10 protein-coding genes are annotated in these 13680 nt (G+C 67.9%); 8 read left to right on the plus strand and 2 right to left on the minus strand.

Features of this window, described 5'->3' with window-relative positions:
* Window positions 1–94: 94 nt before the first annotated feature.
* Window positions 95–2578, minus strand: coding sequence for an N-acetylmuramoyl-L-alanine amidase (locus ACFU5M_RS24200; protein WP_379052843.1), 2484 nt, complete (start codon window positions 2576–2578; stop codon window positions 95–97).
* A gap of 432 nt (window positions 2579–3010) precedes the next feature.
* Between ACFU5M_RS24200 and ACFU5M_RS24205 the strand changes: the two genes are divergently transcribed.
* The 3 genes from ACFU5M_RS24205 (at window position 3011) to ACFU5M_RS24215 (ending at window position 6918) form a co-directional block, all read left to right on the plus strand.
* On the plus strand, window positions 3011–4615 hold the full coding sequence (locus ACFU5M_RS24205) for a SpoIID/LytB domain-containing protein (RefSeq protein ID WP_379052844.1): 1605 nt from the start codon (window positions 3011–3013) through the stop codon (window positions 4613–4615).
* Between the two features lie 533 nt (window positions 4616–5148).
* A complete protein-coding gene (locus ACFU5M_RS24210) occupies window positions 5149–5907 on the plus strand; it encodes a MerR family transcriptional regulator (protein WP_379052845.1) in 759 nt (252 codons plus the stop codon).
* Between the two features lie 150 nt (window positions 5908–6057).
* Window positions 6058–6918: a hypothetical protein gene (locus tag ACFU5M_RS24215; RefSeq protein WP_379052846.1), complete on the plus strand. Its 861-nt coding sequence runs from the start codon at window positions 6058–6060 to the stop codon at window positions 6916–6918.
* Window positions 6919–7113: 195 nt separating this feature from the next.
* On the opposite strand, the gene ACFU5M_RS24220 is transcribed toward ACFU5M_RS24215, so the two are convergent.
* The gene (locus ACFU5M_RS24220) at window positions 7114–7752 is read right to left on the minus strand and encodes a TetR/AcrR family transcriptional regulator (RefSeq protein WP_379052848.1); all 639 of its coding nucleotides are present in this window, start codon (window positions 7750–7752) and stop codon (window positions 7114–7116) included.
* Window positions 7753–7861: 109 nt separating this feature from the next.
* Here ACFU5M_RS24220 and ACFU5M_RS24225 point away from each other — a divergent pair, with 109 nt between their 5' ends.
* The 5 genes from ACFU5M_RS24225 to ACFU5M_RS24245 all read left to right on the plus strand — a co-directional run bounded on the left by ACFU5M_RS24225 (window position 7862) and on the right by ACFU5M_RS24245 (window position 13679).
* The gene (locus ACFU5M_RS24225) at window positions 7862–8584 is read left to right on the plus strand and encodes an SDR family NAD(P)-dependent oxidoreductase (RefSeq protein ID WP_379052850.1); all 723 of its coding nucleotides are present in this window, start codon (window positions 7862–7864) and stop codon (window positions 8582–8584) included.
* 363 nt (window positions 8585–8947) lie between these two features.
* Window positions 8948–10174, plus strand: coding sequence for a UDP-galactopyranose mutase (glf, locus tag ACFU5M_RS24230; RefSeq protein ID WP_379052852.1), 1227 nt, complete (start codon window positions 8948–8950; stop codon window positions 10172–10174).
* A 7-nt stretch (window positions 10175–10181) separates the two neighbouring features.
* Entirely contained in the window at window positions 10182–12116 is a 1935-nt protein-coding gene (locus tag ACFU5M_RS24235; RefSeq protein ID WP_379052854.1) for a glycosyltransferase, read from the plus strand.
* Window positions 12117–12190: 74 nt separating this feature from the next.
* Window positions 12191–12751 (plus strand): phosphatase PAP2 family protein, encoded by a 561-nt coding sequence (locus ACFU5M_RS24240; RefSeq protein WP_379052873.1) that lies wholly within the window; start codon window positions 12191–12193, stop codon window positions 12749–12751.
* Between the two features lies 1 nt (window position 12752).
* Window positions 12753–13679 (plus strand): decaprenyl-phosphate phosphoribosyltransferase, encoded by a 927-nt coding sequence (locus tag ACFU5M_RS24245; RefSeq protein WP_379052855.1) that lies wholly within the window; start codon window positions 12753–12755, stop codon window positions 13677–13679.
* Window position 13680: the final 1 nt, after the last annotated feature.

The following is a 13680-nucleotide window of genomic DNA, read 5'->3' on the forward strand; positions in this document are numbered from 1 at the left end:
GTTGTGGATGCTGCTCGCCGGGTGCTGGAACGAGCCGGCGCCCGCGTGCGGTACGCGGGCTCCGGCTCGATGCTGTCACTCGGATGGTTCGTGATCATCCCTCGGGTGATGGCGGCGGGGCTGCGCTCTCGGCTGGTGTGGCGGCCGCGGGTGCCGGACTGTGGTGTGTGTCCGCTGCGGACGGACCGATCGAGGCGGGTGTTCCGGTCTTTGCCGGGGACTGGGCGAGCGGGGTCGGTGTTGCAGGAGCCGGGTTGAGCTGCGGTGCGGGGACGACTGCGGGCGCAGCACCGTCCTGGACCACAGGACCGTCCTGGACCACAGGACCGTCCTGGACCACGGCACCGTCCTGGACCGGAGCGCCTGCCGTAGCCGGAACAGCCGGAGCGGGGGCGCCGCTCGGGACCGGGGTGCTCGCCGGAGTGGGGGCGCCGCTCGGGGCCGGAGCGCTAGCCGGAGCGGGGGTGCTGTCCCGGACCGGTGGAGCTGCCGGGGCATCGGGCGGAATCGGTGCGCTCACCTGGGCCGCGGCCGGGTTCCGGCGCATTTCCTCTCGATAGGTGTCGTTGTACGTCTTCCACACCGTCGTGACGATGCCGGTGAGCTGGTTGAGGATCAGCGAGCCGTGTTCGAAGTCGGCGCGCAGGCCGTCCGGGACGGGGTAGGCGTTGTGCAGCGGGAGGCCGAGGACACCCGTGTCGGCGCCGAGTTGCAGGAAGCGGTCCAGGACGGTGCCGAGCACCTCGACGACCTGTCCGTCCGCCGCGGTGTAGACGTAACCGTTGGAGAATTTCGCGTATTGCCGGCCCTGGGCGGCGGGCAGCACGTCCGAGCGGACGGCGCCGAGCGGGCCGTTCGGTCCACCGGACTGCGACCAGTGCCTGGCGATGATGTTGTCCTGCACCATGTTCAGCAGCTTGGTGGTCAGCGCGGCAAGGGCTGCCACATCGGATTCACCGGATGCGGGGGGCGGGCTGTCCTGCCCGCCGGGCGCACCCGGAGCACCGGCGGCGATGTCGCGGATCCTGTTCATCATCGCGTACGCGGCGTCACCGGGGCAGGTGGTGTTGCCGACGTCGCGGTGCGCGAAGACGACCGGCAACTGAACCGACTCGCCTTGGGCATACGGGGTGTAGGAGGTCCCCTCGGAGATCATCGTGGTGTTGCCTCTGGGATCGAGTCCGGCGACCTTGGCGCGCCAGCCCACGAAAGCGCCGACCGCCTCGATCGCCGCCTCCGACGGTTGCTCGGATTCGTAATTGCCCATCAGCGCGACGCCGGAGGTGTTCTCGTTGAATCCACCCGCGTGCGCGCCCTGCACCGGCCGGTCCAAGCCGCCGAAGCGGCCCTCGAAGACCTGGCCGTACTTGTCGACCAACGCGTTGTAGCCGATGTCGCACCAGCCCAACGTTTTCGCGTGATAGGTGTAGATCGCGCGGACGATTCCGGCCGACTCGGACTTGCTGTAGTCGTTGCGGCCCGCGGTGTGATGCACCGTGACGCCGCCGAGGCCGTCGTCGTAGGTCGGCTCGTCGCAGCGGATGGATTCGTCGGCGCCCCACTGGGCGCGGGTGATCACGCTCGGTCCGCCGCCGGGCAGCGCCGCGGCGACGCTGTGCAGTGATCCGTCGGCGGCGCCGTGACCGGGATCGATGAGCACGGCGGTCAGGTCGGCGGCCTGCTGGGCCGGATCGCCGGAACGCGGGGCGGGTTGCCGAGCCGGGGCGCCCGGGTTCGGCTGCGCCGTGTCGTCCGCGATGGGCGCGGGCTGTGCCACCGGCTGGATCGGGCCTGCCGCCGCCTGCTTGCGCGTGACCAGGAGTTGCACCGAGTTCGTGTTGCCGACGTAGATCGGCTCGGTGCCGTCGGTCGCACCCGGGCCGGAGCGGTCGGTGCGGTGGGTGTCGACCGGTTCGGTGTCGTACCAGGGCCCCCACGTGCCGTCGGGCTGCCGAGCCCGGATCGTGGCCGTGGTGTCCGCCAACTGTCGGGCGGTGAGTGCGACCATGCTGAACGGGGTGTCGCTGGAGAGTTCTTTGACCTGTGCTCCCACTTGGCTCATCAGCTCGGGGGTCACGGCGCCGGGAGACAGCGCGGGAGTGTCGGGGGTGGTGCCGGGCTGGAGCCGGTCGGGATTCGCGATGAAGCGCACACTGCCCGTGGAATTGGGCTGAGCTAGGGAATCGGGGCTGTCCATGGAGCGATCCGGAGTGAATTCCGGGCCGGAGGTTTGGCCGGAATTCGAGCTGGGTAGTCGTATTCCTTCCATTAGCCGCGCGTCCGGTGGTAGCGGACCGTCCGGAATCGGAATGGACTCGGCGATCGGAAGCATGCGCAGATCGGAAAGGTGCAGATCAGGCAGGCTCAACCCGGTGAGTTCGCGCAGCGGCAACACGATATCGGGCGCGTGGGTGAGCGCGACCTCGGCGAGTTCGGCCGATACGGCGGCCGGTTCGCTGTTGGTGGCGGTGCGGTAGTCGGTCGAATCGGCGAGCGCCAGCGTGCCCAGCGGGGCGGCTACCGCGAGGGTGGTGACAACCGGGAGCACGTAGGAACGTTTCGGTTTGCGATACCGCACGAGCGTCTCCAATCAGGTCGAACCGGTGATCATGAGTGATTCAGGGTTGCTTCCTGATGTAGCAATGATCACAATAGCCACATTTGTCACATAACTAAACCTCTGGTTGAGGATTATGTGATTGCCTGAATGTAGCTCTTGGATTGCTATCGCATCTATAGAACGTGCCGACAGGTGGAGATCGACCGGCCTCGGGAGTGAACGGATGCATCGTAATACGACCTTGCTGGTGGCGGAACAATGCTGTTGAATCGTAATTTTTCGCAGCGGTCGCCGGTGGTGCTGCCGCGTCGGCGGCCGATTCGCCGCTGTGCGCAGCCGTTCGTGTTGCTGATTGGTTTCGGAATGATCGCTGGCGCGCTCTTCGCGCCCTTCGGTCGGTCGGCCGACGGTCCATATCACCCTCTGGCAGGACCGGGGCACGGGCGCGGAATGAGCCAGGTCGGCGCGTTCGAAAACGCGCGCGCGGGGTGGGCAGCCGAACGCATCCTCGAGCACTACTACCCCGGCGCGACGCTCACCACCATCGCGCCTACCGCCGTCCGGGTTCGTCTCATGACCCAGGACGGCAAGGCTCTCGACGCGTTCGCGGGCGTCGGCCTGCGAGTTGCGGGCAGGGAGGTGGCGCCCGGCCAGGTCGCGCACCTGACGCCGCTGCCCGGCGGCGGAGCGAACGTCGTCGTGACGGCAGGCTGCGATGGTGACGTGCTGTGGCAGGCGGCGACCGATGATCCCTGGATCCATCCGATCGACTCCCGGCCGAACCGCCCTGCGGCGGAACATCTCACGCTGTGCGGTGGTCCGGCCTATCGCGGTGCACTGGGCGTCACCGTCGAGGACGGCGCGGCCCGCACGATCAACCAGGTGGACGTCGAGGACTATCTACTCGGCGTGGTCCCGGCGGAGGTGCAGCCCAACTGGGCGGACAAGGGCGCGGCGGAGGCATTGCGGGCTCAGGCGATCGCGGCGCGTTCGTATGCCCTCGCCGAACAGCGTTATCCATACGCGCAGACCTGCGACACGACGGCTTGTCAGCGCTATCCCGGTGTCGCGCGCGAAGATTCGCGGACGTCGGCCGCCGTGGCGGCAACGGCCGGTACAGTCCTGCTGCGTGACGGCCGGATCTTGCGGACGGAGTATTCGGCCGCGCCCGGTGGCGGGCAACCCGCCGATATCCAGACCTTCGCGGTCGGACCAGCGCCCGTCGACTCGACCACCGCAGCGTCACCCGAAGATCCGCGCAAGCGGGCGGCGGTCACCGAATCGGCGATCGATGCCGAGTATCGCCGTATCGGCGGCGCAGGCAGCACCATCGGTACGCCGCTGGGACCGGAGATGATCCTGCCGCGTCGCGCGGGCACCTACCGGCTGTACACCAACGGCGTCATCATCGTGACACCCACGCTGGGCGCACAGGTCGTGGACTACTCACGCATGTTGCAGGTGGTTCCGGAAGTGGCCGAGACACAGCAGGTTCCGTCCGGCGAATTGCCTGACGGCACGCTCTCTCCTGCTGGTGCCGCACCCGGTGTAGCGGGCCGGGCCGGCGTTACCTCGCCTGGCGGCGCGAATCAGCCCGGCGCCGCCTTGTCTGACGGCGCGGCCCAGTTCGGTGCTATCGCTCTCGGTGCTGAGAATCAACCTGGCGCTACGGCGTCCGGTGGTGCGGCTGGGCCCGGTGCTGTCACACCTGGCGGCGGTGCTGTGCCTGCTGCAATCGCGCCCGGTGGTGCGACCCAGTCCGAAGCAACTGTCCCTGGTGGTGTGACGCCGTCTGGTGCCGCAACAGTGCGTGGTGCGGCTGACGCTGGTGCTGCCTCGCCTGGTGGTGCGGCTCAGGCTGGTGCTGGCTCGCCTGGTGGTGGGGCTGAGGCTGGTGCTGCCTCGCCCGGTGGTGGTGCTCAGGCTGGTGCTGGCTCGCCTGGTGGTGGGGCTGAGGCTGGTGCTGCCTCGCCTGGTGGTGCGGCTCAGGCTGGTGCTGGCTCGCCTGACGGTGCGCATCAGGTCGGCGTTGTCTCGACGGACGGTGCGGCCTAGTTCAGTGCTGCCTCGCCCAGTAGTGGGACCTCGCGTGGTGCTGCGACTGCGCGGGGTGGTGCGGCTTAGGTCGTGCTGCCTCGCGAGGGGTCGGCTCAGCAAGATGTTGCCTCTACGGATGGTGCGGCCCAGTTCAGTGCTACCGCACTCGGTGGTGGGACCTCGCGTGGTGCTGCGACTGTGCGGGGCGGTGTGGCTCAGCTGGTGGTTCCTCGTTTGGTGGGCTCGGCAAGACGTTGCGCCGCCTGACGGCGTGGCCGGTCGCTTTCCTCTGGTGCTCAGCCTGGTGTCGGCCGCCGTGATCGGGTGGGTGGCCCTCGAGTAGGCGCTCACTGCGGCCAGATGCTCGGCCTGGCGATCGCACCGGGTGGCACGCTGCTCGGCAAGCCGAATTCCCGTGTCGTCGCCGGTCTTCGTCGCGCCCACCCCGGCGCTGTGTTGAGCCGAAATGTTTTCACCGAAAGAGGTTGACCTTGACGTAACGTCAACTTGCAAGCTGGTCACACCGACGAGAGACGAAGGGAGGACAGGTCGTGGACGCCACGGAATGGTCCATTCAAGACCTGGCGAAGGCGGCCGGTACCACCAGTCGCACGCTGCGCCACTACGGGCAGCTGGGGCTGTTGCCGCCCAGCCGGATCGGCGCCAACGGGTACCGGTACTACGACCAGGGCTCCCTCGTGCGGTTGCAACGCATCCTGCTACTGCGTGAACTCGGCCTCGGCCTTCCGGTCATCGCCGAAGTCCTCGCCGGGGAGCAGGACACCGCCGCCGCGCTGCGTACGCACCTGGAACTGCTGCGGCAGGAACAGGATCGGATCCGGCGGCAGATCGAGTCGGTGCACACCACGCTGCACAAGACGGAAAGAGGTGAACAACTAGTGGCAGCAGAAGTATTCGACGGCTTCGACCACACGAAGTACAAGGACGAGGTGATCGAACGCTGGGGCAAGGACGCCTACGAGAGCGGTGACCGCTGGTGGCGCTCGATGTCCGACGCGGACAAGAAGGCCTTCCAGCAGACCCATCTCGACATCGCCGCCGATTACGGCCGGGCACACGCCGACGGGCTCACCCCGGACAGCGACGAGGTGCAGGCCGTCGTCCAGCGTCACTACGACTGGATCGGCATCGGCTGGCAGGGCCGCCCGGTGGTGAAGGAGGCGTTCGTCAACCTGGGCGAGATGTACGTGGCCGATCCACGATTCGCGGTGAACTACGACGTGCACGGCACGGGCACCGCCGAGTTCGTGCGCGACGCGATGAAGGTCTACGCCGAGCAGCGGCTGTAGAGCACAACCATCCGGCGGTCGGTACGCGTGCACACGTACCGACCGCCGGTCGTTCGGTGATCGGACGCCGCCCGTTTCGCTGTGCGAGAGCGGCTTTCGCGATAGTTGTCGGGACGGCGCGGTAAGGTCCGATGCCGAAGGGGGAGTTCGATGAACAATTCGTACGCTCGGCCCGGGGTGCAGGGGAACAGCGGAGCGCCGACGACATGGCACGCCGTGTCGGCGATCATCGCGGCCTGTCTCGGTGGCGGCGGGATCGGTGTCGGTGCACTGTTCGGCATCAGGGAACTCAACGGCTCGACCAGCAGAAACCCGGACGTCACAAAAGATTTCGACGCCTGGTGGGCTGCGTCCCGTATCCGCGCTGTGCAGGAGATCCTGCTCGCGGTATCCGCGCTGCTGGCGGTGGTTATGGTCGCCGGTGCGATCCTCTTGCTGCTCGGCAAGCCGGCTGGGCGGCCCGCGCTGCTGATCGGCTCCGCATGGGGATTCTTCGGCGGCCTGATCGCGGCGACCTACGGCGGCGAGTACGGTTTGGCGGCGCGGTCGGCTGCCTCGCCTTTCTACTTGATCGTCGGGGCAGCTTTCTGCTCGGTCGCGTTCGGCGCGATCGTGACGAGTCCGCTCGACCACGCCACTGCTTCACCCGCGCCGGTGCCGCCGCAGCCCGGTCACCCGCCATCGGTGCCGCAGTTCGGTCTCCAGCCACCGCCGCCGCTGTCCGGTTCCCAGCTGATGGCGGCGCGGTATGGTCACCAGTCCCCGTTGGTGCAGTCCGGTCCTCAGTCGCTGCCGCCGCAGTCCGGTCCTCAGTCGCTGCCGTCGCAGTCCGGTCCCCAGTCGCTGCCGCCGCAGTCCGGCCCTCAATCGCCATCGCCGCAGTCCGGTCCCCAGCCACCACCACCGCCGCTGTCCGGTCCCCAGCCAACGTCGGCGCAGTCCGGTCATCAGTCACCAGCGCCGCAGTTCGGCCAGCACCCGCCCTCCCCGCAGTCGCGCCCGCCCCACTGACGCGCGTTCCGGGCTCACTCGACGTGACACCGGGCTCACTCGACGTGACACCGGGCTCACTCGACGTGACACCGGGGCCACTCGACGTGACACCGGGCTCACTCGACGCGACACCGGGGCCACTCGACGTGACACCGGGCTCACTCGACGCGACACCGGGGCCACTCGACGCGACACCGGGGCCACGCCGCGAAATCACTCGGCCTGGTCGTTGTCGCGCCCGAGCGCGTGCATCAGTTGGTCTTCGGTGATCGGCGGAACCGGAAGGGGATGGGCGGCCTCCGCGCGCAGGCCGTCGAGGACCAGGCCGAGGTGGCGGCGCCAAGCTTCCGGGGCGATGTGACTGGTCGCCTCGACGATTCTGGTGTGTGACCAGGTGATGAAGGCGATGTCCTCGAGCACCCAGTCGTCGCGCAGCACCCCGGCTTCCTGTGCGCGGGTGATGATCCGGCGCATCAGCCCGTGGCCGTATTCCTGGGCTCGGGCGACGGCCCGGCTGGGGGCGGCCCGCACGGCGAGTTCGCTGAGCAGCCGGTCGGCGGCTTGCAAAGCGCAGATTTGCTCCACCAGGTAGACGAACGACTCCCACGGGTCGTCCATGGTCAACGCGTCTTCGGCGATGCGGCTGCCCGCTTCGATCCGGTCCTCGACCGCCGCCGCGATGAGGTCGTCGCGGGTGGGGAAGCGGTTGTAGAGCGTGCCGATGGCGACCCCCGCGCGGGCGGCGATCTCCTTCAGCGGTGCGTCGAGGCCGCGCTCTTCGAAGACGGCGCGGGCGGCGGTCACGAGCGCGTCCCGGTTGCGCTGGGCATCGCTGCGTAACGGCTTGTGCACGGGCCGATCCTACAAATCGGCCACGGCGAATATGTTGAGCATAGGTTCAAGTTAAGCTATTGTCGACGGCGAACTTGAACCACTGCTCAACTTTATTTCCGGAGTGAACATGACCAAGACGATCGCGATCTTCGGGTACGGACCCGGCCTGGGCGTCGGCACCGGGCGTCGATTCGGACGCGAAGGGTTTCGCGTGGCCGTCATCGGGCGCGACCGCGAGAAGGCGCTGCGGCACGCCGAGCAACTGACGGCCGAGGGCATCGAGGCCGCCGCCTTCCCCGCGGACGTGACAGTCGCGGCACAGGTCACCGGCGTGATCGAGAAGGTCGAGGCGACCTTCGGCCCGATCGACGTAGCGATGCACGGCGCGGCGGGCAACATGGGCGACCGGCTGCCCTCGACGTTGGAGGTGGGCATCCCGTCCCTCGATGCGCCCATGGCACTGAAACTGCACTCTCCGATACTGATGACGAGGGCGCTGGCGCCGGGAATGGTGGCGCGCGGTGACGGCGCGCTGCTGTTCTCGTCGGGCTCGTCCGAGCATTTCGTGGCGCCCTACCTGGCGAACTTCGGCATCGCGCTGGCCGCGCAGCGCGGCTACCTGCGCCAGCTCGAGGTGGAACTGCGTGGCACCGGTGTCTACGTGGGGTTGCTCAACATCGGCGCACTGATCGAGGGCAGCAAAGCCGCGCACATCATCGACGATCACCCGGAACTGATTCCCGAGGGCCTCGAGATCGTCCGGATCAGCGGCGACGAACTCGGCGACCACTACTGGCGGCTGTACACCGAGCGGGACAAGGTCGAGCTCGACGTCGGTTTCCCGGCCTGAGCGCGGCCGCGCGGGCAACCGGACGCCGGGCGGCTCGCGAGTACGTCGGCACCGAGCCTTCCGAGGCGCTCACGGGCAGCGAGTCGATCACCGAGGAGCGCGGTCCGTTCGGTGACGCGGTGCAAGGGAGGAAAAGACCCCTTGATCGCGCACCGGTTGATCGGCCTGAGCACCACGGACCGGGCGCGATCATGCGCGCCGGGCCAGTACACAGCCCGCCGGTGGCCCGCGGACTCCATTCCGGCAAACATCCGGCGAAATCGGCAGGTCGGGGGCGTGAAATCAGGTGCAGGGAGCGGTGCCGCTCAGCGCACTTCCTACTCCACCCGGACGCTGCCGGGACTTCCGATACTCTGGGCTCCCGTGACCGTCGCATCGTCCCCGGGTAACTCCGTCCATTCCGCCTCACAGTTCGATCTGATCGTCGTCGGCTCCGGATTCTTCGGGCTGACCGTTGCCGAACGCGCCGCCACCGTGCTGGGTAAACGGGTTCTGGTGATCGAACGGCGCCACCACCTCGGTGGCAACGCGTATTCCGAGCCGGATCCGGAAACCGGGATCGAGATCCACAAATACGGCGCGCACCTGTTCCACACGTCGAACAAGCGGGTGTGGGACTACGTCACCCAGTTCACCGAGTTCACCGGTTACCAGCACCGCGTCTTCGCGATGCACAAGGGGCAGGCATACCAGTTCCCGATGGGCCTCGGTCTGGTGTCCCAGTTCTTCGGCCGCTACTTCTCGCCGGAGGAGGCGCGCGAGCTGATCTCGGAGCAGGCCGCGGAGATCGAGACCAAGGACGCGCAGAACCTCGAGGAGAAGGCCATCTCGCTGATCGGCCGGCCGCTCTACGAGGCGTTCGTGCGCGACTACACCGCCAAGCAGTGGCAGACCGACCCGAAGGAGCTGCCCGCGGGCAACATCACCCGGCTCCCGGTCCGCTACACCTTCGACAACCGCTACTTCAACGACATCTACGAGGGCCTGCCCCGCGAGGGCTACACGAAGTGGCTGGAGAACATGGCCGCCTCCGACCTGATCGAGGTGCGGCTGAACACCGACTGGTTCGAGGTGCGCGAGCAGCTGCGCGCCGAGAACCCGGACGCGCCGGTCGTCTACACCGGCCCGCTGGACCGCTACTTCGACTACAGCGAAGGCGAGCTGGGCTGGCGCACCATTGATTTCGAGACCGAGGTGCTGCCGGTCGGCGACTTCCAGGGCACTTCGGTGATGAACTACAACGACGCGGACGTGCCCTACACCCGCATCATCGAGCCGCGCCACTTCCACCCCGAGCGCGAATACCCCGCCGACAAGACGGTGATCATGCGGGAGTACTCCCGGTTCGCGCAGACCGGTGACGAGCCGTACTACCCGATCAACACCCCGGAGGACCGGGCGAAACTGCTGGCCTACCGTGAACTGGCGAAGCAGGAGACCGCCGCGGCGAAGGTCGTCTTCGGCGGCCGCCTCGGCACCTATCAGTACCTGGATATGCACATGGCGATCGGCAGCGCGCTGAGCACGTTCGACAACGTGCTGCATCCGCATCTGGCGGACGGTGCGCCGCTGGTGGACCAGGAGGCTTAGGAGACCGATGACCTCCCAATCCATTTTGGAAGACATGACCACCGAGACTCGCGCGAAGTCGCTGCTGCAACGCATCATCCTCCCCCGGCCGGGTGAGCCGCTGGACGTGCGCACGCTCTACGTCGAGGAGTCGCAGACCAACGCCCGGCGCGCGCACGCGACCACGCGCACGTCGCTGTCGATCGGCGCGGAGTCCGAAGTTTCGTTCTGCACCTACTTCAACGCGTTGCCCGCGAGCTACTGGCGGCGCTGGAGCGTTCTGTCGTCGGTGGTGCTGCGGCTGGAACTGGCCGGGCACGGCCGGGTGGACGTGTACCGCTCCAAGGCCGACGGCTCGCGAATCCACGTGCAGGGTAAGGAATTCGCGGTGGCGACCGGCGCAGATTCGGTGGTCGTCGAGTTCGAGACCGATCTGGCCCCATTCGAGGACGGCGGCTGGATCTGGTTCGACATCACCACCGACACGGCGGTCACGCTGCTGTCCGGCGGCTGGTACGCGCCGGTCGAGGCGCCCGGCGAGGGCAGCATCGCGGTCGGCATGCCCACCTTCAATCGGCCCACCGACGCGGTGAAAACCCTCGCCGCCCTCGGCTCGGACCCGCTGGTGCTGGAGAAGATCAAGGCCGTCATCATCCCGGACCAGGGCACGAAGAAGGTCGTCGACGAGCCCGGCTTCGCGGAATCGTCGGCGGCGCTCGGTGACCGCCTGTCCATCCACGACCAGCCCAACCTCGGCGGATCCGGCGGTTACAGCCGGGTCATGTACGAGGCGCTGAAGACGACCGACGCCGAATACATCGTCTACATGGACGACGACATCGAGATCGAGCCCGACTCGATCCTGCGCGCATTGGCCTTCGCCCGCTTCACGAAGTCGCCGGTGCTGGTCGGCGGCCAGATGCTCAACCTGCAGGAGCGCTCGCACCTGCACGTCATGGGCGAGGTGGTCGATCGCGGCATCTTCATGTGGACCGCGGCGCCGAACGTCGAGTACGACCACGATTTCTCGAAGTACCCGCTCAAGGACCGGGACAATTCGAAGCTGCTGCACCGGCGCATCGACGTCGACTTCAACGGCTGGTGGACCTGCGTCATCCCGCGCCGCGTCGCCGAGGAACTGGGCCAGCCGCTTCCGCTGTTCCTGAAGTGGGACGACGCGGAGTACGGCCTGCGCGCCCGCGCGGCCGGGTACCCGACGGTCACGCTGCCCGGCGCGGCGGTCTGGCATATGGCGTGGAGCGACAAGGACGACGCCATCGACTGGCAGGCGTACTTCCACCTGCGTAATCGCCTGGTCGTCGCCTCGCTGCACCTGCCGGGCAACGGACGCGGCATGGTCGTCAACACGATCAAGGCCACCCTGAAACACCTGCTCTGCTTGGAGTACTCGACGGTCGCGATCCAGAACCTCGCTATCCGCGACTTCCTGGCCGGCCCCGAGCGACTGTTCCAGCTGCTGCCCAGCGCATTGGGCGCGGTGCACGAGCTGCGCAAGCAGTACCCGGACGCGGTGATCCTGCCCTCGTCCACCGAACTGCCGCTGGCCAGCCACATCGGTGTCGGGGCGGTCGGCGAGCCCGCCAATCCGATCGCCAAGGTGGTCCGGCTGGTTAAGGGCGTAGTGCACAACTTCCGTCGCGCGGATTCCGAACACCACGAGACCCCGCAACTGAATGTGCCGACGTTGGACGCGCGCTGGTTCCTGCTCTCGCAGGTCGACGGCGTCACCGTCACCACGGCCGACGGCCGCGGCGTCGTCTACCGCAAGCGCGATCCGCGCCAGGCGCTCGGCCTGTTCAAGGAGGCCATGCGCCTGCGCAAGGAGCTGGCAGCCCGCTTCCCGGAGATGCAGCAGCGCTACCGCGCCGCTCACCCGCAGCTGACCAGCACCGCGGCGTGGGAGAAGGTCTTCGGGATCGACACGAAGGATGGGCAGCAGTGAGTCTCGGAGCCAACGCCGCCGATGACGCGGTGGTGCAGCCGCCGCTGCAGAGCGCCAACGGTCACGGCGGCCCGGTGTCCGCGCGACCGGCGAGGGCCGAGCAGGCGCCGCCGGAAGTAGCGATCATCAACGCCGTGCAGGCCACCCTCGGCAGTAAGCCGGCTGTGGTGTCCGCGGCTCGCGGCCTGTCGCACTTCGGCGAGCACGCACTCGGCTGGGTCGGCATCGCCGCCGCGGGATGGCTGGTGGACAAGCCGCGGCGCAGACAGTGGGCCGGGGTCGCGGTCGGCGCGGTCGGCGCGCACGCGGCCTCGATCGTCATCAAGCGCGTCGTTCGCCGACCGCGCCCGAACGATCCGTCGGTGCAGGTCAACGTGGGGACGCCGAGCAAATTGAGCTTCCCGTCCTCGCACGCGACCTCGACGACGGCAGCGGCCGTGTTGCTCGGCAGATTGACCGGGCTACCCTTGCCTGCGGTGCTCGTCCCCCCGATGCTGCTTTCCCGGGTGGTCCTCGGGGTGCACTACCCCTCCGACGTGCTCGCCGGTTCCGCGCTCGGCGCCGCGTCCGCCGCCGCCCTGCTCGCCGCCGAAAAGAGACTCGACAGTGACCGCACAAGAAAGAGCCTTGGTTGACATGAGTGAAGAGCCGACCGGCGCCGACCTCGCCGAGGCGGTGGTCAAGGGCCCGCCCAAGACGCTGGCCGGCGGTCTGTTCAAGGCAGTCCGTCCGCGGCAGTGGGTCAAGAACGTCCTGGTGCTCGCCGCACCGCTGGCCGCGGGGACGGCCACCGATGTGAACGTGCTCGCGCACGTCGGCATCGCGTTCGTGGTGTTCTGCATGGCGGCCTCGGGCATCTACCTGGTGAACGACGCGCTCGACGTGGAGGCCGACCGGGCGCACCCGACCAAGCGGTTCCGGCCGATCGCCGCGGGCATCGTCCCGGTGAACCTGGCCTACCTGCTGTCGGCCACGCTGCTGGCCGGGTCGATCGCGGGATCATTCCTCGCCTCGTGGCATCTGGCCGTGGTGATGGCGGTCTACATCGGCATCCAGCTGGCGTACTGCTTCGGCCTCAAGCATCAGGCCGTGCTGGACATCTGCATCGTGTCGTCCGGCTTCCTGCTGCGCGCGGTGGCGGGTGGCGCGGCGGCCGACATCGAACTGTCGCAGTGGTTCCTGTTGATCATGGCCTTCGGCTCGCTGTTCATGGCGGCGGGCAAGCGCTACGCGGAACTTCAGATCGCGTTGGGCACCGGCGCCAAGATCCGCAAGTCGCTGGAGTACTACACGCCGACCTACCTGCGCTTCATCTGGACGCTGGCCGCTACGGCGGTCGTGGTCTTCTACGGGCTCTGGGCATTTCAGCAGGACGGCATCAAAGACACCAACTGGTTCGCGATTTCGATGATCCCGTTTACCATCGCAATCCTGCGTTACGCGGTCGACGTCGATGGTGGCGAGGCCGGGGAGCCGGAAGAGATCGCGCTGGGGGACCGCATCCTGCAGTTCCTCGCAATCGCCTGGATCGGAGCGGTAGGTGTCGCTGTCTATCTCACCTGAC

The sequence above is a fragment of the Nocardia sp. NPDC057455 genome (assembly GCF_042802775.1).
Lineage (GTDB): Bacteria > Actinomycetota > Actinomycetes > Mycobacteriales > Mycobacteriaceae > Nocardia.

What these genes read in the sequence shown, in the direction of transcription:
- ACFU5M_RS24205 (WP_379052844.1), top strand. Translation starts at nt 3,011, where the DNA reads ATGAGCCAGGTCGGCGCGTTCGAAAACGCGCGCGCGGGGTGGGCAGCC.
- ACFU5M_RS24245 (WP_379052855.1), top strand. Translation starts at nt 12,753, where the DNA reads ATGAGTGAAGAGCCGACCGGCGCCGACCTCGCCGAGGCGGTGGTCAAG.
- ACFU5M_RS24235 (WP_379052854.1), top strand. Translation starts at nt 10,182, where the DNA reads ATGACCTCCCAATCCATTTTGGAAGACATGACCACCGAGACTCGCGCG.
- ACFU5M_RS24215 (WP_379052846.1), top strand. Translation starts at nt 6,058, where the DNA reads ATGAACAATTCGTACGCTCGGCCCGGGGTGCAGGGGAACAGCGGAGCG.
- ACFU5M_RS24225 (WP_379052850.1), top strand. Translation starts at nt 7,862, where the DNA reads ATGACCAAGACGATCGCGATCTTCGGGTACGGACCCGGCCTGGGCGTC.